This is a genomic window from Pseudomonas viridiflava (assembly GCF_001642795.1).
Taxonomy (GTDB): Bacteria; Pseudomonadota; Gammaproteobacteria; order Pseudomonadales; family Pseudomonadaceae; genus Aquipseudomonas; species Aquipseudomonas viridiflava.
The window spans coordinates 101,720-125,660 of record NZ_LKEH01000026.1; the positions used below are offsets into that span (position 1 = coordinate 101,720).

Sequence of the window (23,941 nt, forward strand, 5' to 3'; positions counted from 1 at the left end):
CCGGATCAGAATTTTATGCGTCGCATTATTTAACGCGATAACCGCTCAACATAATCAACCACCGCAATGTGATCGACTTTCCTTTTCCCCGCCTCCAAAAAAGCACGGTAATAATCGCTTTCCATCAACTGATCGATATCCTGCCGGATCTTCTTCTGTATCGAATAAGGAATATCAGGTTCTTCGTGGTGTATGGCATAAGCGCTTTCGAGCACATCTATCAAGCGGGATCGAAACTTGTCCAGACCCCGTCCGCTGGCGACGCGTTTGTACGTTGAAAGAAAGAACGTTTCACCACGGCCCGGTCCCGGGCGGGTCACGTAGGCCACGGCGCACAGGCCGACCCCGCTGCGCTTGCGCCAGTGCACGGCAGCGTGCTCGTCGAGCTGCAGTACATCCTCGCGCCGCCAGGCATGGCCGCTGTGGATCAGGTGAATGATGGCGGCGTTCAACGCCCGGCGGGTCCCGCTGTAACGCAAATCAGGAAAACGCGCGTAGACCTGCACCTGTTTGTTCTTCAGGACACGGACGATCCAGACACGACCGCGGGCTTCTCGGGTAATGCCGCGTGGAACGCTATAGGTGACAGCTTCGACAGTTTTGTCGTAACACCTCAGACCTGAAATATCGATTTCAGACGATGTGTTCATGGGTAGCTTCGACTTGAAAGTTTAAAGACCTGACGCAGGAGCGCGATGAACCGAACCGGCAACGGCCGCCCTGCGCTGTTATATAAATGGACACTGTTTCAGTGATGAGCTTACAAAACAGTGTTCAACTCTTTAACACTGTCCGGCTCTGGAACTTCGTCGCGCACTGTACTTAACTGTAGTCCATCAGCCGTACCCGCTAATGCTTCCTGAACAGTCAGGCTCATTTCATGATGGCGAATACGATCACCCTTGATGCATTGAAGGTTGCCGTAGTCATTCCTTGCTTCAACGTAAGAAAGCATATAAACGACGTCATTAACGGTATTGGCAAGGAAGTCGATCGCATCTACGTGGTCGACGACTGCTGCCCCGAGCGTTCCGGCAAGGAGGTCGAGCAGCACTGCCGCGACGCACGTGTGGTCATCCTGTTCAACACCGCCAACCTGGGTGTGGGCGGCGCGGTGATGGCTGGTTACGCCGCTGCACTGGCCGACGGCATGGACATCATCGTCAAGCTCGACGGTGACGGCCAGATGGATCCGGCCCTGATTCCTGCGTTCGTCGCCCCGATCACCACCGGCGAAGCGGATTACACCAAGGGCAATCGCTTCTTCAACCTCGAAGAAATCAGCCGCATGCCGGGATTGCGCATCGCTGGCAACGCGACCCTTTCGCTGCTCAATAAGCTCTCGTCCGGGTATTGGGACCTGTTCGACCCGACCAATGGCTACACCGCCATTCATCGAGACGTTGCCCGTCAGTTACCGATGAGCAAGATCAGCCAGCGTTACTTCTTCGAGAGCGACATGCTGTTCCGTCTGGGCACCCTGCGCGCCGTGGTGGTGGACATCCCGATGCACGCCCTCTACGGCGACGAGGTCAGCAACCTCAAGGTTTCCCGCGTTCTTGGCGAGTTCATGACCAAGCATGCTCGCAATCTGTTCAAGCGCCTGTTCTACAACTACTACCTGCGGGATATGTCACTGGCGTCGTTCGAACTGCCTCTGGGCATGTTGCTGTTGATATTCGGCAGCGTATTCGGTGCGTTTCACTGGGTGCATGCCTGGCAGACCGGCGTCGCCAATTCGGCAGGGACCGTGATGGTCTCGGCGCTGCCCGTTCTGGTCGGTATCCAGCTGATTCTGGCCTTCATCGGACATGACGTTCAGGCGGTGCCCAGACGCCCCATTCACCTCCAGACCCGGTACCTGAACAGTGGCGCCTGATCGGGCGGTGTACCTGGCAGCCCTGCTCTGCGTGCTGGGGATTTCCATCGGGCAAATTCTGTTCAAGGTCACTGCGCGGACCTATGACAGAAGCGGCGACCTGCTCGACCCGGTCATGCTGACCTGGTTCTTTCTGTCCCTGGCGCTCTACGGCATCACCACCCTGGGCTGGATCTGGGTGTTGCAGAAAGCCGATCTGGGAAGGATCTATCCGCTTATGGCGCTGGCCTTCGTGCTGGTGCCGATCGGCAGTCATTTCATCTTCGGCGAACGCTTCCACGTTCAGTACTTCGTTGGCGTGATCACCATCATGGTCGGCATCGTGATCACGGCCTCCTCGTGATCGCTCATGCCCCACACGCAAGGACCGGCCCTTGATCAAGTTCATCATTCTGACTGCGTTGCTGGGTGCGGCGATCAGTTTCGTTCGCACCGCCTGGATCACTCGGACGGTCAGTGCTCGACTGAAGATAGGCATGAGCGAGCCGACTGCCTTCAGTCTCTGCGTGGTGCTTGTCTTCCTGCTGTTCACGGCACTGGGGCTTACCGGTTCGTCCTTGAACCTCGGGCTGCGTAACACGCCGTTCGTGGATGCCGACATGACACGCATCTGGGGCCACGAGCGCCCGATTCGCAGTGACGAATGGCTGGTGCTGACGCCCATGGCCATCGCCCAGCACAACCATACGCCGCGTTATCCGGTGCTCAACACGTCGCTGGGCCTGGACGGACAGAACATGCTGGTTGTCGGTATGGCTGGGGTGCCTGTAGCGCACGTGTCGGCACTGGCCAAACCGGCGACGTGGGGATTCTTTGTTTTCGATCTGAAACGGGCGCTGGCGTGGTACTGGTGGTTTCCGGCATTCGGCTGTTTTCTGGCGCTGGCGCACCTGTTGAATGCGCTGTCGCCGGGCCGCTGGCGACAGGGTTTTCTGTTCGCCCTGCTGTTTGTCGCTGCGTCTTATGCGGTGGCCTGGTCGTTCTGGCCGGCGTATGCCGTGTTCTTTCCCTGCGTCGCGTTGTTATGCCTGCTGAAAATTCTCAGCGCGCGCAGCACATGGCTCCTGTTGCCACTCGGGGTGCTGGCCGGACTTGCGCTCGCAGGTTTTGTGTTGCTGTTGTATCCACCCTGGCAGGTCTCGGTGAGCTACGTGTTTATCGCGCTGCTGGCAGGTCTGGTCTGGCGCGACCGGTTGTACCGGGGCATCAGACTCGAGCATCTCCTGGCCATTCTGCTGGCAGTGCTGATCGCAGGCATCGTGCTCATCAGTTGGTGGCTGAGCGCGCAGGACGCCATCCACGCCATGATGCGCACGGTGTACCCGGGCCAGCGTCATATCGAAGTGGGCGGCGATATGCCGTGGCACATGCTGCTCAAGGGTTTTACCAATCTCGTCGCGTTGCAATACGCCGAAAACACTTCGGTGAATCAGAGCGAGATCGCCTCATTCCAGTATTACCTGTTGCCGCTGGCCGCACTGTTTTTCATGCGGGCCAGACAAGGCAGGCTGACTGCCGTCGAGGTCGCGCTGGCTGGCATGGCAGGCCTCATCCTGATCTACATGCTGATCGGCATCGGCACTACGCTGTCCACGTATTCGCTGTGGTCGTACGTGACGGCAAAACGCGCAGATCTGGCCTTGGGATTGACCAGCATCCTGCTGACGCATCTGATGATCGCTCCCAGACGCCTGCTGGCCGTCAGGCACGAAAGCCAGGCTTTTATCGCATGGAGCGTTGCGCTGATCTGGACGGCGCTGGTGTACGACAGTTTCCGGGCAATCGAAGGTTCCGCCTTGTCGGCCTCTGGCACCTCAATCACCCTCGGCCTGATGCTGATAGTCCTCGCCAGCAGCTATTTCATGCTCACCCGGCAAAGCGCAGCCTTCCTTGGGCTCAATCTGGGTTTGTCGCTGGCGGCAACGCTAGGCTTCCACCCTCTGTCGATAGCCCCGACCAACGTGAGCGCCAGCACCAGCGAACCGGCCTTGCCCGTCCTGACGCTGGGTTCGCAGATCCCGGCGATGATGCTCGCCGCTTCAGGCCGACAGGTGGTCAACGGTATTTTCTATTACCCGCAGCCCACGCTGTGGAAACGACTGGACCCGGACGGTGTGCAGGTTGAACGCTACAACCGTTATCAACACCTGATCTTCCTCAGCCGCCCATCCGTCGATCACGATGCTCAAATCGAGGTGCCGCAGCCTGATGTGGTGAATGTGCTGGTCAGCACTCGACATCTGGACTTCACACGAATCGGCGCGGGACTCGTTGTCGCACCCGACAGCGACAAACCACAACTGAGCCTCAACCCGACGCTGTCACTGCAACACAGCGAAAAAGGCTGGTCATGGTTCAGGGTCCACGGCGCGCCCTGAACCCTCTAGTCAGAAGCACGCGGAGGCCAGGCCAGCCCGAAATCAATGTCGTCCAGCGTCAGGTTGGGGTTGTAGGCATAGTCGCTTTTGATTTTCGGCCAGCGCCGGGCCATGTAAGCCACTTCATCATCGAAGCGTTCCTGTTTTTCCGGCGAGTCCTCGAAACCACGGGTCGCCGACTCGTAGTGGTACAACTCGGCATACGGTGTCCAGACGTTGACGTACCCGCCCTCCTGAACCCGCAGGCAGAAGTCGACATCGTTGAACGCTATTTTCAGGTTGACCTCGTCAAGCCCGCCGACCTGCTCGAAGACTTTTTTCCTGATCACCAGACACGCCGCCGTCACCGCAGAAAACTCCTGAATCAGCACGGCACGGGCGAAATAGCCATATTCGCCTCGGGGCAGAAACTTGTGCGCATGGTTGGCGATGCCGCCGATACCGAGGACGACCCCGCCATGCTGCAGGCGATCATCGGGAAACCACAGCCGCGCGCCGACAGCCCCGACGCCTGGCTGCAACGCCAGCGAGACCATCTCATTCAGCCAGTCCGGCGAGATAACCTCGATATCGTTGTTGATCAGCCCGACCAATTCACCGCGCGCCTGGCTGACCGCCCGATTGTTCAACGCTGAATAATTGAAGGGTCCATCGTCCCGCAGAACGCGGATATCGGGTTGCTGATTGATCTGGGCGAAATACGCCAGCGACTCGGCTTCGTCCGAGCCGTTATCGATCACGATGATTTCATAATGCGGATAGGTGGTCAGGCGCTGGATGCTGTCGATGCATTGCTTGAGCAAGGCCCACGCATTGCGGGTCGGGATGATGAGGCTCACCAACGGTGCGGGCTCTGGCAGCGTGTAATGCACCCGATACATGCCAAAGGGCAACAACTCCACCTCACCCTTTCGTCCCGTGCGATGCAGATGATTGTTCAACGCTTTCACCGCGGCATGTACCGCGTATGGCTTCTCATCCGACGCCACAGCCGTGCTGCCAGCGTGAATACGCCAGTGATAAAGCACGCGGGGAATGTGGATGATCTGCGCGGGGCTCAGTTTTTCCGTGCAGCGCAACGCCAGATCGTAATCCTGCGAACCTTCGAACCCTTCCCTGAAGCGGCCCACACGATTGACCAGATCGCGCTGATAGACGCCCAAGTGAGAGATCATGTTCTGTGAACGGAACAGAAAGGCATTCCAGTCGGATTTGAAGTACGGGGCACTTCGGGCTCCCTGCTGATCGATCTTGTCTTCGTCGGAATAGATCACCCCGGCCTCCGGGTTGTGGACGATGGCGCGGGCCACCCAGTACAAGGCGTGCTCCGGCAGCAGGTCATCATGGTCCATCAGCGCGACATAGCGCCCGCTGGCAAGGTCCAGAGCGCAATTGCTGGCCGCCGAGATATGACCGTTTTCGCTGCGCAGCACGATTTTGATCTGTGCGCTCTGACGCTGCACTTTCCTGAGAAAGTCGCGTACGGCGGGTTGCCGGGAAGCGTCGTCGGCAATGCACAGTTCCCAGTGCGGATAGACCTGCTGTCTGACGCTGTCGATGGCCTCGCGAAGCATATCCAGCGGTGGATCGAAGACCGGCATGATGACCGAGATCAGCGGAGGACTTTCCCAATTGCCGATCTCTTCCAGCATGGCGTCACGAGCGCTGTCATTCAGCGTGTCATAGCGTTTGATCCACGCCGCGTAATCATGACGGTCAGGTGCCTCGTTTTCAGGTGCCGCAGCGTGACCCACGGCATTGAACCAGCGCACGCGTTCGATGAGACCACGCACACCGTGCTCGCGCAGTACCGTGGTGGCGCGCCGTGTAGTGGCCTTCAACCCGCCGCCCCGGCGAATCAGCGCAGGCAGGCGCCGCGAGGCTATGACCAAACGATGTGTGCTCAAAACCGTATGCCGAATCGGCGCAGCCAGCCTGCGGCTGTAGGAGTTTTCCAACTCATGGATGCGCAGATTCAGTTGATGAATGCGCGTGTCCTTTTCACGCTGCAACTCGAGCATCGCACTCTGCAGCTGCCTGATCAGGTCCTCACGTTCGCGCAGGTCATGACCATTTTCATTCAACAACCGCTCGACGGTCTGGATGGTGCCTATCTCGCCCTCGATCACATGCCGTTCGATCAGTTGCGTGGCGCTGTCCAGTTCACTCACCCGCCGCGTCAGGGCCTGAATCTGATCGGACAGGGGCTGCACGGCCGTGCGCAACGAGGTCTCGTGCTGCTGGCTCCAGTTGAGTCCCTGACTGATGCGGCGAGCAATGACTTCATCGGTGTACAGCACCAGATCGAGGGTCAGCACCAGGTCGCGAATGTCGTGACGTTGCGACAGATCGACGGGCAGTTGCAGATAGGGGTCATCGTCAAGGCTGACGAACAGCAGAGAGGATCCGGTGCGCTCCACCTCTTGCAGACCTGATACCGAAGGCAGCGCTGCGGTCTGGCCATCCCACTGCCAGATCACGGTCTGCTCCTTTTCAATTTGCAGGTTGTCCAGCGAAAAGGTCATGCGCCGGTCGACCGGATCGAGCCGCAATGATCGAGGTCGGGGTTCAACATCGCTGAGCGAAAATCGCAGATGCTGGTGACCGGGCAGCACTTCAAGGTTCAGGGCTGCCTCCTCTCTAAAGTTACCCGCCTCATCGCTGTAATACAGCCGGGCCTGGATTTTGGGAGCGATCGGCGACACCCGCTGATTGATGATCCGGTCCGCCTCCCAGTTCAGAAAACGGCTCGCCTCAAGGCCGGTCACGAAGGCCTGAAAATGCGCTTCCTGTTCGATGAAACCGTCCAGTTGCGTCGGGGTGATTTCCAGCCCTGCGTGAAACAGTGTTTCGGTGACGAACTGCCTGCGTGTCAGTGGCATCACACTGCTGCAGAACGGCGAGGCACTGGCGATCAGCAGCAACAGCGCGCGTATCAACAAATGTCCCAGTTCGATACCCGCAGCGGCCTCCCATTCAATGTCGATCAGCGTGGGCCGTTCGTCGGCGTCGCGGATGATGTTCTGCGGTACGGCATCGATGAGTACGCCAGGCAGCCGTTCATCCAGACGCTGCAATGGCAACTCGTGGCCCTGCCCGGCCAGCAGATCCCTTAACGCCTGACAATAGCGCGCCACAAACGCACCGAATTGTTTGACGGTCCAGTTGGGCGTGCTGGCGATGTCGAGAAACTGTTGGCTGAGCACGCTGCCGCGTCGATAGGGATCGACACGCGAGAGCACATGGCGAAAGTCCTTATGGGGCGCACCGTCCGAGCGCAACGGCTCATGCCGCACTTCAATGTCGTCCGGTGTTTCGATAAACAGGGTTTGCTTGCAGTAGCCGGGCTTGCGACTGACGTTGTAGTGCCCCGCCAACAGGTTCGGCATGGCCAGCGGCGTCAGCGAACAGGACGCGGCAATCAGAAACGAATTGGCCAGATCCATGCCCAGCCCGTTGTCGACCACCACGGGCCAGGCACGCTCCAGATTGAACAACGTGGCTCCCGGCAGTTGCGGGTCCTTGCGTACGTTCTGCCACAGCAACGCGGCGGCATCGAAGTCCGGGTGTTCGAAGCCGCGTTGAGTGACGATGGAATTGGGCAGTTTGTAATCAGGGGCGGGAAACAGAAATTCCGAACGGCTGAAACCGGCCCGCTCAAGGAGATGGGTCAGTCGCTTGCGTCCGAACGTCTGCGGGCCATGGGTCGAATAACGTCCTTCCACGCCAGCCATGGGTATGGCCAGATGATCCTCTGGCGCGCCCGCGAAGTATTTCAGCCCCAACTGGTTTTCAATCGCCAGCAGCAGGATGCCGTCGGGCTCCAGCAGTTCGCGGACCCTGACCAGCATGTCCAGCGCCGGATCATCGCCCTGATTGAACAGGCTGGCATATTCGAGCACGCCGATCAGGGTGATGACGTCGAAGCGTTGCGGCGGCTGGAACTGCTCGAACCGCTCGGCAATCACCGTGACATTGTCCAGATCACGGGTCCGGCTGGCCGCGATCCGGGCCCGGCGCAGGCTGCCTTCAAGGCTCAGCACCGTAGCGCCGCACTCGCCCAGATACCGGCTGATCGCCCCACAACCGGCGCCAATTTCAAGCACCCTGCCTGTCAGGCAATGCTCGAAGGGACGCAGCAGATTGCCCCGCGCGCGACCCAGGTGATAAAGCGACACCCAGTCGGTGCAGTGCTGACCCAGTTCGGTTGAAAGCACGCTCAGGTCTTGCGCCTGGCGCACGATGTCGGCCAGACGTTCTTCATGCTCGTCGCCATCGCTGTAAGCCAGCCCCTCGTAATCGGGACGTGCCCACACGCCCGTACGCCGGTCCAGCCGATACCCGCTCTGCTCAAGGTGACTCATTGTGCTGTTCCTGATCGAAGTCCATGGTGAGGGCCAGATCGACCAGTCCGAACAGCGTGGGGGTCGGGGCCACGACAATGTGAATGGCGTCGTAGCGACGATCGTGGGGAACGATCTCTTCGCCCTCGCGAGAGGCAACGCCCAGAGAAATGAAGTAATCGCCTGCTGACAGCCGGTTCCTGAAACTCAGACACGCCCTGAGTTGCGAACCCGGCTCGTAGAGTTGCCGGCTGGCGGCGCACTCCAGCAGCCAGGAATTGCTGCCATAGACCGTGACGCCCTCTTTGGTCTTGACCGTGAAGCCCAGCACCGGATGGCTGATGAGCCGGTTGAAACGGATGGCCACCTGCAACAGCACCTCGGCACCCGGCTCGATACCGAGTGGAAATTCCCGCGCTTCCACGGACAGGTGAAAGTCCATCAGCATCGCCGCACCATCGCCCCAACGGTACTCATGTGGATTGAAACCGGGGCGCGACTCGAAGGCATCCTGCTCGAAGTTCAGTACCGGTCTCTGGACGCTTACAGCGGGCTGCCGAACGGGAGACTCGTTTGTCACAGGGCTCGGCGATACCTGTGTCATCTGGCGATTGCGGCCGAACAGAATGTCCATGTAGCGATTGACGACAGCACGCGGCGCGCCGCTTGTTTCCACCCGGCCACCCTCCAGCAGAATCGCCCGGTTGCAATGGGTGACCACCTGTTCGCTGGCATGCGTGACCAACAGGATGCTGGTGCCGTTCTGCTTGAGTTGTCGCAACCGCTCAAAGCATTTGGCCTGAAATTTTGCGTCGCCGACCGACAGCGCCTCGTCGACGATCAGGATCTGCGGATCGACCTGCGCCTGCACGGCGAACGCCAGACGCACCGCCATGCCGCTGGAATAGGTCTTGACCGGCTGATCGATGAAGTCACCAATGTCGGCAAACCCGGCAATGGCGTCAAAGCGCTGATCGACTTCGTCGCGGCTCAACCCCAGTACCGAAGCGTTCAGGTAAACGTTCTCCCGACCGGTGAATTCGGGGTTGAAGCCAGATCCAAGCTCCAGCAATGCCGCGACACGCCCCTGGGTATGAACCGAGCCGCCGGATGGCCGCAGGGTGCCGCAGATGATTTGCAGCAGCGTCGATTTGCCTGAGCCGTTGCGACCGACCAGCCCGACGGTTTCTCCGCGCCGCACGTCGAAATCGACATTGCGCAGCGCCCAGAACTCCTGCCCGTAGCTCTTCACCGGCATGCCAAACCGACGCTGCAGTCGCGGCACAAGCGAGTGCAGGACTCGATCCATGGGCCGGTCGTAGCTGTAAAAGCATTTGGAAATATCACGGACGCTGATCGCGATTTCGTCAGAGGACATCGGCGAACCCCCTGCGGGCTTTCTGAAAGAAGCCGAAGCCTGCCGCCGCGATTGCAGAGGCGATCAGCATCGCCAGGGCCAGGCTTTGCCAGTCCGGCCAGTTTCCGAACAGCAGCACGTTGCGGCTTTCTTCAATGATGTAGGTCAGCGGGTTGAGCTTCAGCCAGGGTTGGTAGACCTGAGGCAATGCCGCCACCGGATACAGCACCGGCGAGAGGAACAGCAACACAGTGGTCAACACGCCGATGACCTGACCCACGTCGCGCAGGTACACGCCCAGCGCGGCCAGCAACCAACTGAAGCCCAGGGTCGCGATGGCCAGCGGCAGCAGCACCAGCGGAAACAGGAGCGCCGTCCAGTAGAGAGTCTGGGTCAGAATGAACTGCGCCAGCAGCAGTACGACAAGGCTGGTGCCCGCATGAAAAATGGCCGAGCCCAGCGTCACGACGGGCAGCACCTCCAGGGGAAACACTACTTTCTTCACGAAATTGCCGTTGTTCATGATCAGCGACGGCGCGCGGTTCGCACATTCGGCGAACAGTCCATGCACGATCATCCCCACAAACAACAGAATGGCAAACCCGCCCTTGCCGGTGTCCTGCCCGACCCAACGGGCCTGGAAGACTTCGGAGAACACAAAGGTGTACACCGCAAGCATCAGCACCGGGTTGAAAAACGACCAGGCGATACCGATCACCGAACCGCGATAACGGCCAATCACTTCGCGCCGGGTCATGGTGATGATCAATTGTCGGTGACGCCACAGGCTGCGCAGCAGATCCAGAGGACCGGCAGCCGGCGCCAGATGAGCGCTCAACATGATGGCTCCTGCATTTCGGGGAAGAGGATCAAGGCAATGGGGAATTCAGATCGCCACGGGCATGGCTACCGCCCCTGAGACAGACTCACAGGCGTGGAACGCAACGAAGGGGTCGAGGCGTCGGAAAGGGTTCGCACAGACAGTGCTGCGAGGACATTTCCGAAAATCAGTGTGGCAGCCAATACGCGGGACAGATGCGTCGGGCGATGGATGGTTGCAGGTGTTTCGACGGGTTTACAGCTCGGATCGCCCGCAAGCCGCCCCTAATCAAACAACACGTAACCTGCTGAGTGAACATGTTTTTGTGGGAGGCAGCTTTCCGGCGATGCAGTCAACGCGGTATGTCAGAAAAATCGCGTCATCGTTCATCGCGGGCAAGCCCCCTCCCACAGCCCGGTGTTTGCTGCGCGACAGCGCTACGTCGAAGACGTGATGGCGCCTCCCACAGTCCGGTGTATCAAGCCTGCGGGGGCTGTCCGTTGGAAGCCGACAGACCGCCATCCACCGGCAGGTTGACGCCGGTGACAAAGCGCGCGTCGTCGCTGGCCAGGAAGGCAATCACGTCACCGATGTCTTCAGGCTCGGCGGGACGGCCCAGCGCGATGCGTTCCTTGAACTTGGCCATCAGCGCGTCGTTGTCCATCATGTCGTCGGTCAGTTCACTGCGGGTCAGCGACGGGCACACCGCGTTCACCCGCACGCCGTCGGCGCCATGGTCCAACGCCAGCGCGCGGGTGAAGTTGGTGATCGCGCCTTTGGCCGCGTTGTAGAAACTCATGCCCCAGTCCCCGCCCATCCCGGACACCGACGAGACGTTGACGATGTTGCCCTTGCTGACAATCAGTGCAGGCATCGCACTGCGGGTGCAATAGAAGACGCCATCCAGGTCCACCGACATCAGCTCTTTCCAGTCTTGCACTTCAAGTTCGGTGACCTTGCCGGACTTCACGATGCCCGCATTGTTGACCAGCACGTCCAGACGGCCGAAGTGACTGGCGACTTCCTTGAACAGTGCCTCGACGTCGCTCAGGTCCGCCACGTCGGCCGCCCTGACCACATGACCTTCGCCCTCCAGTTGCGCATGTACTTTTTTCAGCTTGTCTTCGTTGCGGCCGACCAGCACCACGCTGGCGCCTTCCCTGGCAAAACGCTTGGCAGTGGCTTCGCCAATTCCGGAACCGGCGCCTGTGACCACAACGACTTTCTGGGTGAAACGATTCATTGAAAATGCTCCGAAAAAGTGAATACGTGTCTGGTGGACTGTGAGGCCCCCGGCCGCGTTCACTCTCATTCACGTGAGGCATTTTCAGGTCATTCCAAACGGTCGATATTCGACTAATCGTGCGTTGACAAACCCTTCACACCCTGTAAATAATCGGCGAAGTTGTACGACAACCTATGACGCCAAAACAATAAAAACAAAGCCGGGGCCCATTACATGAAGACTCGCGTCCGTATGCCCGCTCTACCTTGCGTAACCCCCTGGATCGCCGTCGCCGCGGCAAGGTTCTATCCTCTCGCAGCATTCCAAGACACACGTGTTTTATAGATTTCGCTGACTGTCAGCGAACGGTACCCGGCTGTCTTTCAGCCAGGGCCATGCCTGGAAACGGGCATCACATAATCCTCGTCGGTGTCGGCTCTTGCCTGTGCAAGGCCAGAAAAGAGGACGGTTTCGTTAAACCAAGGGAGCACAACAATAATGACATCTCACACCACCCGTTCGCGCATCCTGATGGGCGTTGGCAGCATGACGCTGCTCTGCCCGCTGATGAGCATGGCCGAAGGCTTCGTGGACGACACCAAGGCCACGCTCAACCTGCGTAACGCCTACTTCAACCGCAACTTCACCAACCCCGCGTTTCCCAACAGCGCGGCCCCGCAAAGCAAGGCTGAAGAGTGGACGCAAAGCTTCATTCTCGACGCCAAGTCGGGCTTCACCCAAGGCACGGTCGGGTTCGGTGTCGACGTACTCGGGCTGTATTCGATCAAGCTCGATGGCGGTCGCGGTACGGGCGGCACGCAATTGCTGCCGATTCACAGCGACGGGCGTCCAGCGGATGATTTCGGTCGTCTGGGCGTGGCGGGCAAGGCGCGTTTTTCCAAGACCGAACTGAAGGTCGGCGAATGGATGCCGGTGCTGCCGATCCTGCGTTCCGATGACGGCCGTTCGCTGCCGCAGACTTTCCAGGGCGGACAGATCACCTCCAAGGAAATCGACGGCCTGACGCTGTATGGCGGTCAGTTCCGCGGCAACAGCCCGCGTAACGACGCCAGCATGGAAGACATGTCGATGAACGGTCGCGGTGCCTTCACGTCCGACCGCTTCAACTTTGGCGGCGGTGAGTACGTCTTCAATGAAAAGAGCACACAGGTCGGCGTCTGGTACTCGGAACTGCAGGACATCTACCAGCAGCAGTTCTTCAACCTGCTGCACAGCCAGACCTTCGGTGACTGGACCCTGGGCGCGAACCTGGGCTACTTCATTGGCAAGGAGGACGGCAACAAGCTGGCCGGCGATCTGGACAACAAAACGGCCTATGCCCTGCTCTCGGCCCGTTACGGCGGCAGCACCTTCTATGTCGGTCTGCAGAAGCTCAGCGGCGACACGGCCTGGATGCGCGTCAACGGCACCAGCGGCGGCACACTGGCCAACGACAGTTACAACTCCAGCTACGACAACGCCAAGGAAAAATCCTGGCAGCTGCGTCACGACTACAATTTCGCCGTACTGGGCGTACCGGGTCTGACCCTGATGAACCGCTACATCAGCGGCGACAACGTCCACACCGGCAATATCACTGACGGCAAGGAATGGGGCCGGGAGTCGGAACTGGCGTACACCGTACAAAGCGGCACGTTCAAGAACCTGAACGTCAAATGGCGGAACTCCAGTTTGCGCCGCGACTTCAGCGCCAACGAGTTCGATGAAAACCGTGTCTTCATCAGCTATCCGCTGTCGTTGCTCTGATGCACCGGATCAGGCCCTTCCACTGGTGGGGCCTGGTCACGCGCAAGCGTCCAGACGGCGGTTCACCAACCGGCTACTTAATACTTTGGGCGCGTTGACAAGCAGCGCGAGGGCTGCCGATAATCCGGCAAGTCATACGACAACAGATGACAAAAAATAACAATCAGGAAACTTCCTCATGGCATCGGCTCACACTACGCAGACTCCCTTCAATCGCCTCCTGCTGACAGGCGCGGCAGGCGGCCTGGGCAAGGTATTGCGCGAAACGCTGCGTCCCTACGCGAACATTCTCCGGCTGTCCGACATCGCCGAAATGGCGCCAGCGGCTGGCAGCCATGAAGAGGTCCAGGTCTGCGACCTCTCTGACAAGAACGCCGTTCATCAGTTGGTCGAAGGCGTTGATGCCATTCTGCATTTCGGTGGCGTTTCCGTAGAGCGGCCGTTCGAGGAAATCCTCGGCGCGAACATCTGCGGCGTATTTCACATCTACGAAGCCGCCCGCCGTCACGGCGTGAAGCGCGTGATCTTCGCCAGCTCCAACCACGTCATCGGTTTCTACAAGCAGGACGAAACCATCGACGCCCATTCTCCGCGCCGCCCGGACAGCTATTACGGCCTGTCCAAATCCTACGGCGAGGACATGGCCAGCTTCTACTTTGATCGCTACGGCATCGAAACCGTCAGCATCCGCATCGGCTCCTCGTTCCCGGAACCGCAGAACCGCAGAATGATGAGCACCTGGCTCAGCTTCGATGATCTGACCCAACTGCTCGAACGCTCCCTGTACACGCCCAATGTCGGCCATACCGTGGTGTACGGCGTATCGGACAACAAGACCGTCTGGTGGGACAACCGTCTGGCCAGCCAGCTGGGCTATGTTCCCAAGGACAGTTCGGAAGTGTTTCGCGACAAGGTTGAAGCCCAACCGATGCCGGCCGCCGATGATCCGGCCATGGTCTATCAGGGCGGCGCCTTCGTGGCCTCCGGGCCGTTCGGCGACGAGTAAACATCGCTCATTTACAACCTGAACAGCCTGGAGACACGAGCGCCATGGATGCCGAACTAATTCTGGATGCGCAAAACGCTACGGGTGAGAGCCCTGTCTGGAGTGCCCGCGATCAGGCGCTGTACTGGGTCGACATCCCGGCAGGCCACCTGCATCGCTGGAGTGCACGCGATGGCAGCACTCGCCACTGGAAAGCCCCGCAGATGCTGGCCTGCATTGCGGCCGACGGCAAAGGTGGCTGGGTGGCAGGCATGGAAAGCGGCCTGTTCCACCTGCAGCCCGGCGACGGTGAAAATCTGACCGCCACGCCTCTGGTCGAGGTCGGGCACGCACAACCCGGAATGCGCTTCAACGATGGTCGTTGCGACCGTCAGGGACGCTTCTGGGCAGGCACCATGTTCATGGACATGGGTGCCGGAGCCGTGGTCGGCGCGATGTATCGCTACAGCGCAGGGCAACAGACGCTGGAACCGGTGCTGAAAGACTTCATCGTGCCCAACGGCCTGGCGTTCAGCCCGGACGGCAAAACGATGTACCTGTCCGACTCGCACCCCAGCGTACAGAAGATCTGGGCCTTCGATTACGACACCGACAGCGGCACCCCACACAACCGCCGCCTGTTCGTGGACATGAACAATTATCTGGGTCGCCCGGATGGTGCAGCCATCGACGCCGATGGCTGCTACTGGATCTGCGGCAACGATGCCGGTCTGATCCATCGTTTCACCCCACAGGGCAAGCACGACCAGTCACTGGTCGTGCCCGTGAAAAAACCCGCCATGTGTGCATTCGGCGGCCCGGACATGGACACCCTGTTCGTGACGTCTATCCGCCCTGGCGGCGATCTGAGCGATCAACCACTCGCCGGTGGTGTGTTCGCTCTACGGCCCGGCGTCAAAGGCCTGGAGGAGCCTGTTTTCCGGGATTGATCCACACACTGAGCCACAACATTGAAGCAACAGCACTGAACCCAATAGCACCGACCAAAAACAAGAAAATCGGAGATATCCATGGACTTCAAACGCACACTTCTCATCGCTGCACTTCCGCTCGCGTTCTGCATGTCTGGCATCGCGCAGGCTGAAGTAAAAATCAAGTTCGCCGAAGTGCACCCCGCCGGCTATCCGCCGGTCGTGGCCGAGCAGAACATGGGCAAAAAGCTGCAGGAAGAAACCAAGGGCGAGATCAGCTTCAAGATGTTTGCCGGCGGCGTGCTGGGCTCGGAGAAGGAAGTCGTCGAGCAGGTGCAGTCCGGCGCCATCCAGATGACCCGGGTCAGCCTCGGCATCGTCGGCCCGGTGGTACCGGACGTCAACGCGTTCAACCTGCCGTTCGTGTTCCGTGACCAGGCGCACATGCGCACCATCATCGATGGCGAAATCGGTCAGGAAATGCTCGACAAGATCACCAACTCGAACTTCAACATGGTCGCGCTGGCCTGGATGGATGGCGGCACGCGCAACCTGTACACCAAGAAGCCGGTACGCAGCATCGCCGACCTCAAGGGCATGAAGATTCGCGTACAGGGCAACCCGGTGTTCATCGACACCATCAACGACATGGGCGGCAACGGTATCGCCATGGCCACCGGCGAGATTTTCAGCGCCCTGCAGACTGGCGTGATCGACGGTGCGGAAAACAACCCGCCGACCTACTTCCAGCACAACCACTATCAGAACGCCAAGTTCTACACCATGACCGAGCACTTGATCCTGCCTGAGCCTGTGGTGATGTCGAAAACCACCTGGACCAAGCTCACGCCCGAGCAACAGACCCTGGTGAAGAAACTGGCACGCGAAGCGCAGATGGAAGAGCGCAAGCTGTGGGACGCCGCATCGGCTGCCGATGAAGCCAAGCTCAAGGCCGCAGGTGTGGAGTTCATCACCCTGACTGCCGAGCAGAAAAAGGCGTTCTACGACGCAACCCAGGCCGTGCGTGACAAATACGGCGCGCCTTACAAAGATCTGATCAGCCGTATCGAAGCGGTCCAGACCGATCCTGCGCTGATGGCAAAAACTCAAGCTGCCCAATAAGACAGTCCGATAACGCCGCGGGGGCGAGCGAGAGCTCGTTCGCCGCCGCTGTGGTGAGCCTCCATGAAAAATACGTTATTGCGCATCAACGACACGCTTTACCGGGTCTGTATCGGGATCGCGGGTCTGTCGGTCCTGATCATGACCCTGATCATTCCCTGGGGCATCTTCGCCCGTTACGTGCTGGGCAGCGGCTCCAGCTGGCCAGAGCCGGTCGCCATTCTGCTGATGGTGGTGTTCACCTTCTTCGGCGCTGCAGCCAGTTATCGCGCTGGCGCACACATGGCCGTGGCCATGGCGGTCGACCGCATGCCGTTGCAGGTTCGCAAAGTGGCAACAGTGATCGTGCAGATCCTGATGGCCATCGTTGCGCTATTCATGATCGTCAAGGGCTTCAAGCTGTGCGCCACCACCTGGAATCAGTTTCTGGGTGAAATCCCGTCCCTGCGGGTAGGCATCTCTTATCTGCCGATTCCCATCGGCGGCATCGTGACCCTGATTTTCGTGCTGGAAAGGATGTTCCTGGGTGACCAGAGTCACCGCTCCGTCATGCGGTTCGACGTCATTGAAGAAAGCGAAGGTGCCGCATAAATGGACGCATTAGTACTGTTGGGCAGCTTTATCGCACTGATCCTGATCGGCATGCCCGTGGCCTACGCGCTGGGCTTGTCGGCGTTGATCGGTGCCTGGTGGATCGAGATTCCCGCCGATGCCCTGATGATTCAGATCGCGGGCGGCGTGAACAAATTTTCGCTGCTGGCGATTCCGTTCTTTGTACTGGCCGGTGCCATCATGGCCGAAGGCGGCATGTCACGAAGGCTGGTGGCCTTTGCCGGGGTGCTGGTGGGTTTCGTGCGCGGCGGGCTGTCACTGGTCAACATCGTGGCCTCGACCTTCTTCGGCGCCATCTCCGGCTCGTCCGTGGCCGACACCGCTTCGGTGGGCTCGGTGCTGATCCCGGAAATGGAACGCAACGGTTACCCTCGCGACTTCTCGACAGCGGTAACGGTAAGCGGCTCGGTGCAAGCCCTGCTGACGCCACCCAGCCACAACTCGGTGCTCTACTCGCTGGCCGCTGGCGGCACGGTGTCGATCGCCTCGCTGTTCATGGCCGGAATCATGCCGGGCCTGTTGCTCAGCGCGGTGATGATGGGCCTGTGCATGATCTTCGCCCGCAAGCGCAACTACCCGAAAGGCGAAGTGATCCCGATGCGTCAGGCGCTGAAAATCGCCGGTGAAGCACTGTGGGGCATGATGGCGCTGGTCATCATTCTGGGCGGGATCCTGTCGGGCGTGTTCACAGCGACCGAATCGGCCTCCATCGCCGTGGTCTGGTCGTTCTTCGTGACCATGTTCATCTACCGCGACTACAAATGGCGCGACCTGCCCAAGCTGATGCACCGGGCGGCACGGACCATTTCCATCGTGATGATCCTGATCGGTTTCGCCGCCAGCTTCGGTTACATCCTGACGCTGATGGAAATCCCGATGAAGATCACTACAGCGTTCCTGACGCTGTCGGATAACCGTTACGTGATTCTGATGTGCATCAACGTGATGTTGCTGCTGCTCGGCACCATAATGGACATGGCACCGCTGATCCTGATCCTCACCCCGATCCTGCTGCCAGTGGTCGCCAGTGTCGGCGTCGACCCGGTTCACTTCGGCATGATCATGCTGGTCAACCTGGGTATCGGCCTGATCACACCGCCGGTGGGTGCAGTGCTGTTCGTGGGCGCCGCGGTGGGTAAAGTCACCATCGAAGCTACCGTGAAAGCCCTGCTGCCGTTCTACGCCGCACTGTTCATGGTGCTGATGCTGGTGACTTACATCCCGGCTATCTCGCTGTGGCTGCCAGGCGCTGTGCTCTGAATCCTCGTTACTGACTGTCAGCCCTCGCGAGCTCTTGTTCGCGAGGGTCATGACAGCGCTGCTTTTTCCAGCCAAGGAGGCTGGTCCCGCATGTCCGCCCCTGCCCTGTTTCCCCGCCACATCGCCGTATTGATACTGGCGCTGCTGGCCTGCTCGTTCGCTGGCAATCACATTGCCGCACGCATTGCCTTCGACCATGACACCGGCCTGCTGCTGGCGATTCTGTGTCGCTCCGGTGTCACCCTGCTGGTGCTGGTCAGTCTGGTGCTGCTGCAACGCGAACGGCTCAACCTGCCCGCCAGCACCTGGCGCTGGCAACTGCTGCTGGGCCTGCTGATCGCGACCCAGAGCTTCTGCATCTATTCGGCCGTGGCCCGGATTCCGGTTGCCCTGGCTCTGCTGGTGGTCAACGTCTCACCGATCCTGCTGGCGCTGCTGACCTGGGCGCTGGGCGGTGCTGCACCAACGCGCCGCGCGGCGGCCTTGATGGGCCTGATTCTGTTCGGTCTGGTGCTGGCCCTCGATGTGCCGCACCGTTTGTCCAACCCCGGCAGCAGCGAGCCCCAGTGGCTGGAAGGCATTGCCTACGCCTTTACCGCGGCGGTGGTGTTCGCCTTCGCGCTGTGGATTACCGACAACAAGCTGTCGAGCATGCGCGGCACCGTGCGCAGCATGCTGACCATGGTCGTGGTGTTCATCGCTGCCGCCGTGGCCGGTGCCAGCGGTCTGCTGCCCGGCGGCGTGGACCTGCCGACCAGCCGCATCGGCTGGACCGCGCTGGCCAGTCTGGTGTTGCTGTACGGCGTCGGTTTTTCGCTGCTGTTCATCTGCATGGCGCGCCTGGACATCGCCCGCAATGCGCCGGTCATGAACATCGAGCCGGTGGCGAGCCTGCTGTTTGGCTGGCTGATTCTGGATCAACTGCTCAGCAGCGGCCAGGTCATCGGTGGGTTGATCGTCGTCAGTGGTATCGTCCTGCTGACCTGGCGCCGCGCCACACCGCCTTCACCGCCAAAATCCGTCACTACAGAAGAGGCTCCGCACCATGCCCGCGAACGTTCTGACCCTTGAAGACGGCCTGACCCGGCTGACCCTTGCCCCCGAGACAGGCGGCAGCATCGTCAACTGGACAGTCCTGAGCAGCGGCCAGCCATTGCTGCGCCACAGCTCCGACGAAGCCGTGGCTGCGGGCACACCTCGCAAACTGGCGCTGTACCCGCTGGCGCCCTGGTCGAACCGGATCGGTGGCGGCGGCCTCGACACACCCGACGGCTGGCTCGCCCTGTCGCCCAACAGCGCCAACGATGCGTTGCCCATTCACGGCAGCGCCTGGCAACAGTCCTGGGACGTGATCGAGCAGACGGACACACACGTTTGCCTGCAACTCGACAGCCGGATTCCCTTCGCCTATCAGGCCCGACTGCGCTACACGCTGCTCGACGGCCGGTTGAGTATCGAGCTGAGCACCACACATCTGGACAGCCGCGCGGCCTGGCACGGACTCGGCCTGCACCCTTACCTGCCGCGCACGCCCGAGACACGTCTGCAGGCCAAGGCTTCGCAGGTCTGGCTGTGCGACGAGGCAGGCCTGCCCACCGAGCGGCAGGATCTGCCAGACGAGTGGGATTTCCGAAGCGGCAACAGCCTGCCGCACGCGAAGCTGGACAACGGTTTCACCGAATGGGACGGCCGCAGCGTCATCCGCCAGCCCGACTTGGGCTACGAGCTGCACTGTGAGGCCAGCGGCAGCGAATACTTTCTGATCTTCTGCCCGCCGGGGCTGGACTTCTTCTGCTTCGAACCGGTCAGCCACCCGGTCAACGCCCACCACCTGCCGGGGCATCCGGGGTTGAAGCTGTTGCAGCGTGGAGAATCCATGACGCTGGGGTTCAGCCTGCTTTATCGGGCGCTTTAGCCTGTCGATTCATTCTATGACCAGCACCGACCGGCCACTCATCCTGACAAGACCGGCGGGGCTGGCACAGTCGCCATCAATCATTGAATCGATGTCGCCCAGCACGAAGATAGTCACCGCTTTGGCCCCCTGGTAGCGGCCGTCCACGATGTATCCGGTCCCTACGACAACCGAGCCCTTACCCTCTACCTCCTGATGCGCCGTGTTGAACACGTAGGTACTGGTCGTTCGGTCGTCCCAATGGATCACCCATGTGATGGGCGAAGCCAGACTGCGCAGCCGCGGGCAGGACAAGTCCGCCTGAAACCTCTGCTCGGCCGAGGCTCTGAGACTCAGGGCAGAGGAAGGCGACTCACAAGGCCCCCAGTAACTTTTCGTGGTGATATCAACCGGCTTACGGGTATTGGTCAGGCCCGGAGACCACTTGGCGATGTGCACGCCGTTCACGCAAGTGACCTGATTCTCCGGTTCAGCCTCAGCCCGCTCGGGCGCGATGAGCAGGGTTGTGCCCACGCAGATGAAAACAACTGTGGCCAGACAAACCAGACCTGATAAAAACCGCTCGGCAGTGAGAGGCATGACCGGCTCCGTGAACGTGATGATGTTCAGCTACCGGTGTATCAGCCTGCGTCGTCGGTTTCTACTGTCATAACTGACAGGAACCGGCGAAATCAGACCAGTAGAGAACACACTATCCCCTGTGATCCGTTCCCGCTTCGCCTGCGTAACACACAGGCATACCGAACCAAAACCAGACAACGACGATCAGAAGGTGGATCATGAGCATAACTGCCAGTCTCAGGACCTTCTGTCACTTGTCCACCCCATCCAGCGATTCGCCGATAACCCGACTTTGGATCAATGAAGTCAATGCCGTGGCCCGCCAGCAGGACCGCGATAGCTTCATGCGCATTTACGATCACTTCGCGCCGCGGCTGTTGCGCTATCTCACGGGTCTGAATGTGCCTGAAGGTCAGGCCGAGGAGCTGGTGCAGGAGGTGTTGCTCAGGTTGTGGCACAAGGCCGATACGTTTGACCCGAGCAAGGCGAGTCTGGGCACCTGGCTGTTCCGGATCGCGCGCAACTTGTACATCGACAGCGTGCGCAAGGACCGCGGCTGGGTGCAGGTACAGAATTCGCTGGAACAACTTGAACGCCTGGAAGCACCACAGGACCGAACGCTTGATTACAGCCAGCGTCAGGAGCAACAACTGGCTTCGGCCATCCAGAACCTGCCGACTGATCAAGCCAAGGTGCTACGCATGTCTTATTTCGAGGCGCTCAGCCATCGCGAAATCTCCGAACGTCTCGGCATGCCGCTGGGCACTGTCAAGTCCTGCCTGCGATTGGCCTTCCAGAAGCTGCGCTCCCGGATCGAGGAGTCCTGATGAACACGTTAAGACACCCGGATGATTCGACACTGATCAGCTACGCCGCGGGCGCGCTGGCACAAAGCATCGCGCTGGTCACGGCCGCGCATCTGGAGCGTTGTCCGGTCTGCCGGGCAAGGTTGAGGGAAGCCGAACAGATAGGCGGCGTGCTGATGCAGCAGCACAGCAGCATCGTAGTGCCGTTGCGTGGACGCGCCGCGATGCTTGAAAGGCTGAATGAGCCGGCTTCGCGACAGAGCCCGGTGATCAACCCATTACAGGCCTCCAACGAAGACTCCGACTTGATGCCCGCGTGCCTGCAGGCGCATTTCGGCCAGTACCTGAGTCAGTTGAAGTGGAAAACACTCGCGCCCGGCGTCCAGCGCGTGCGGGCCGAAGGTATCGCGCAGGGCACCCTCATGCTGCTCAAAAGCGCGCCCGGCGTCAGCATGCCGATGCACAGTCACAGCGGCAGTGAAATGACCATGGTCCTCAGAGGTTCATTCCACGACGAAATGGGCGATTTCAAGGCAGGTGACATTGCCGATCTGGACAGTGATGTCCATCACCAGCCTGTCGCCTACGGAGAGTGCATCTGCCTGCTGGCCACCGATTCACCGCTGCGCTTTCACGGCCTGTTTGCACGCATTATGCAGCCGTTCATCGGTATCTGACCGAACGGCTGCGCCCCTGCTTTCAGCGCTGAATACCGACACCCAGCGAGGCCAGCGCATCCCAGTAGCCTGGGTACGTCTTGCCGACACAGTCCGGATCCAGAATGCGGATACCGGCGATTTTCAGGCCCGCCAGGGCGAAACACATGGCGATGCGATGGTCGGCATGGGTGTCGATCAAGGCATCGACCGTTGTACCCGCGAGTGCAGGATTGGCGTTCACCACCAGATCATCGCCCTCCTCGACCGCCAGCCCGGGCGCAATCGCGCACAGGCCGTGGGACAGCGCCGAAATGCGGTCGCACTCTTTCACACGCAGGTTGGCAATGCCGACGAAACGCACGGGCTGATTGTTGAACGCGGCCAGCACGGCCAGGGTCGGGATGGCGTCCTGCATCTGCGAGCCGTCGATCACGGCCGGCATGTTCGGGAAGCGGGCGATGATATGGCTGGCCAGCGCGTCAGGCTGAGTGAATGCGTCGGTGGCGACACCCAGATCGATATTGCCCTGAGTCAGCGCCTGAGCGGCCCACAGGTAGGTCGCAGCGGACGCGTCCGGCTCGATGTGGAAATCCGTGGCGCGGTAGCCGGTCGCCGAGACTTTCCAGGCGGCGTCGCCAATGGCCTGAACCTCGGCACCGAACGCCTGCATTGCCGCGAGGGTCAGGTCGACGTAACCGCGTGCACCGATCTCGCTGCCGGTCAGGGCGACTTCCAGAGGACCCTTGCCGCAGGCACCGGCCATCAACAGTGCCGACACGTATTGGCTGGACAGATTGCCGTCGATCTCGATGCGCCCGGCGGCCAGACCGCCCTTGCCCTTGATGGCGACCGGCGGACAGCCGGTCGGGGCGCTGACTTCAACGCCCATGCGCTGCAAGGCGTCGACCAGCGGGCCGATAGGGCGCTTGCGCATGTACTCGTCGCCATCAACCACGAAGTCGCCTTCGAAATTGGCCAGCGCTGCGGTCAGAAAGCGCGTCGCGGTTCCGGCATTGCCCAGGAACAGCGCCTGCTGCGGCGACTGCCAGTGACCTGAGCTGGTGACCACGAAGGTGCTGTCATCCGGCTCGTCGACCTGCACGCCCATCAGACGCAGGGCTTCGGACATCACGCGGGTGTCGTCACTTTTCAGCGCGCCGGTCAGGCGGCTGGTGCCTTTCGCAAGACCCGCCAGCAGCAGGGCGCGGTTGGTGATGGACTTGGAACCGGGCGGGCTGACGCGCCCGACCAGCGGGCGCTCGACAGGCAAAACAGTGAGAGTGGCTTGAGATCGCATGATGTCCCTGAGCGTCAGCGGAA

The 23,941-nt window shown here is 60.3% G+C and carries 20 protein-coding genes; 13 read left to right on the plus strand and 7 right to left on the minus strand.

The genetic code is table 11. The annotated features are described in order from the left end of the window. Positions 1-29: 29 nt before the first annotated feature. Positions 30-650, minus strand: coding sequence for a hypothetical protein (locus AO065_RS13365; protein ID WP_004883324.1), 621 nt, complete (start codon positions 648-650; stop codon positions 30-32). A gap of 230 nt (positions 651-880) precedes the next feature. Between AO065_RS13365 and AO065_RS13370 the strand changes: the two genes are divergently transcribed. The 3 genes from AO065_RS13370 to AO065_RS13380 are packed head-to-tail and all read left to right on the plus strand — an operon-like array spanning position 881 to position 4,257. Then, positions 881-1,879 carry a glycosyltransferase family 2 protein gene (locus tag AO065_RS13370; protein WP_004883319.1) on the plus strand — a complete coding sequence of 333 codons (999 nt, stop codon included), beginning with the start codon at positions 881-883 and terminating at the stop codon, positions 1,877-1,879. Continuing rightward, the gene (locus AO065_RS13375) at positions 1,869-2,222 is read left to right on the plus strand and encodes a DMT family transporter (protein WP_004883318.1); all 354 of its coding nucleotides are present in this window, start codon (positions 1,869-1,871) and stop codon (positions 2,220-2,222) included. Before AO065_RS13370 ends, AO065_RS13375 begins: the two co-directional genes overlap by 11 nt. 31 nt (positions 2,223-2,253) lie before the next feature. Next, complete coding sequence (locus AO065_RS13380; protein ID WP_004883315.1) at positions 2,254-4,257, plus strand: DUF7657 domain-containing protein; 2,004 nt, start codon at positions 2,254-2,256, stop codon at positions 4,255-4,257. Positions 4,258-4,262: 5 nt separating this feature from the next. Here the strand turns inward: AO065_RS13380 and AO065_RS13385 are convergent, their stop codons facing one another. The 4 genes from AO065_RS13385 to budC all read right to left on the minus strand — a co-directional run bounded on the left by AO065_RS13385 (position 4,263) and on the right by budC (position 12,020). Next, complete coding sequence (locus tag AO065_RS13385; RefSeq protein WP_004883313.1) at positions 4,263-8,621, minus strand: glycosyltransferase; 4,359 nt, start codon at positions 8,619-8,621, stop codon at positions 4,263-4,265. Then, positions 8,608-9,978: an ABC transporter ATP-binding protein gene (locus AO065_RS13390; protein WP_004883311.1), complete on the minus strand. Its 1,371-nt coding sequence runs from the start codon at positions 9,976-9,978 to the stop codon at positions 8,608-8,610. Before AO065_RS13390 ends, AO065_RS13385 begins: the two co-directional genes overlap by 14 nt. Next, a complete protein-coding gene (locus AO065_RS13395) occupies positions 9,968-10,798 on the minus strand; it encodes an ABC transporter permease (protein ID WP_004883309.1) in 831 nt (276 codons plus the stop codon). The genes AO065_RS13390 and AO065_RS13395 overlap by 11 nt, the downstream gene beginning before the upstream one ends. A gap of 457 nt (positions 10,799-11,255) precedes the next feature. Next, positions 11,256-12,020 carry a meso-2,3-butanediol dehydrogenase gene (gene budC, locus AO065_RS13400; RefSeq protein WP_004883306.1) on the minus strand — a complete coding sequence of 255 codons (765 nt, stop codon included), beginning with the start codon at positions 12,018-12,020 and terminating at the stop codon, positions 11,256-11,258. Between the two features lie 480 nt (positions 12,021-12,500). Between budC and AO065_RS13405 the strand changes: the two genes are divergently transcribed. From AO065_RS13405 to AO065_RS13440, 8 genes are all read left to right on the plus strand, one after another. Further along, positions 12,501-13,769 carry an OprD family porin gene (locus AO065_RS13405; protein ID WP_004883303.1) on the plus strand — a complete coding sequence of 423 codons (1,269 nt, stop codon included), beginning with the start codon at positions 12,501-12,503 and terminating at the stop codon, positions 13,767-13,769. Between the two features lie 178 nt (positions 13,770-13,947). Continuing rightward, complete coding sequence (locus tag AO065_RS13410; protein WP_004883300.1) at positions 13,948-14,775, plus strand: NAD-dependent epimerase/dehydratase family protein; 828 nt, start codon at positions 13,948-13,950, stop codon at positions 14,773-14,775. Between the two features lie 44 nt (positions 14,776-14,819). Beyond that, positions 14,820-15,704, plus strand: coding sequence for a glucurono-1,5-lactonase (locus AO065_RS13415; RefSeq protein WP_004883297.1), 885 nt, complete (start codon positions 14,820-14,822; stop codon positions 15,702-15,704). Positions 15,705-15,785: 81 nt separating this feature from the next. Next, positions 15,786-16,808: a TRAP transporter substrate-binding protein gene (locus tag AO065_RS13420; protein WP_004883294.1), complete on the plus strand. Its 1,023-nt coding sequence runs from the start codon at positions 15,786-15,788 to the stop codon at positions 16,806-16,808. Between the two features lie 63 nt (positions 16,809-16,871). Then, positions 16,872-17,399, plus strand: coding sequence for a TRAP transporter small permease (locus tag AO065_RS13425; RefSeq protein WP_004883291.1), 528 nt, complete (start codon positions 16,872-16,874; stop codon positions 17,397-17,399). Then, positions 17,400-18,680, plus strand: coding sequence for a TRAP transporter large permease (locus AO065_RS13430; protein WP_004883289.1), 1,281 nt, complete (start codon positions 17,400-17,402; stop codon positions 18,678-18,680). 90 nt (positions 18,681-18,770) lie between these two features. Continuing rightward, a complete protein-coding gene (locus AO065_RS13435; RefSeq protein ID WP_004883287.1) occupies positions 18,771-19,751 on the plus strand; it encodes an EamA family transporter in 981 nt (326 codons plus the stop codon). Further along, positions 19,726-20,595, plus strand: coding sequence for an aldose 1-epimerase (locus AO065_RS13440; protein ID WP_004883285.1), 870 nt, complete (start codon positions 19,726-19,728; stop codon positions 20,593-20,595). The genes AO065_RS13435 and AO065_RS13440 overlap by 26 nt, the downstream gene beginning before the upstream one ends. Before the next feature lie 9 nt (positions 20,596-20,604). On the opposite strand, the gene AO065_RS13445 is transcribed toward AO065_RS13440, so the two are convergent. Further along, the gene (locus AO065_RS13445) at positions 20,605-21,174 is read right to left on the minus strand and encodes a hypothetical protein (RefSeq protein WP_004883284.1); all 570 of its coding nucleotides are present in this window, start codon (positions 21,172-21,174) and stop codon (positions 20,605-20,607) included. A 296-nt stretch (positions 21,175-21,470) separates the two neighbouring features. Between AO065_RS13445 and AO065_RS13450 the strand changes: the two genes are divergently transcribed. Next, a complete protein-coding gene (locus AO065_RS13450) occupies positions 21,471-21,983 on the plus strand; it encodes a sigma-70 family RNA polymerase sigma factor (protein WP_025994245.1) in 513 nt (170 codons plus the stop codon). After that, positions 21,983-22,639 (plus strand): ChrR family anti-sigma-E factor, encoded by a 657-nt coding sequence (locus tag AO065_RS13455; protein ID WP_004883277.1) that lies wholly within the window; start codon positions 21,983-21,985, stop codon positions 22,637-22,639. The genes AO065_RS13450 and AO065_RS13455 overlap by 1 nt, the downstream gene beginning before the upstream one ends. 22 nt (positions 22,640-22,661) lie before the next feature. On the opposite strand, the gene aroA is transcribed toward AO065_RS13455, so the two are convergent. Then, entirely contained in the window at positions 22,662-23,918 is a 1,257-nt protein-coding gene (gene aroA, locus AO065_RS13460) for a 3-phosphoshikimate 1-carboxyvinyltransferase (protein WP_004883275.1), read from the minus strand. Between the last annotated feature and the right edge of the window lie 23 nt (positions 23,919-23,941).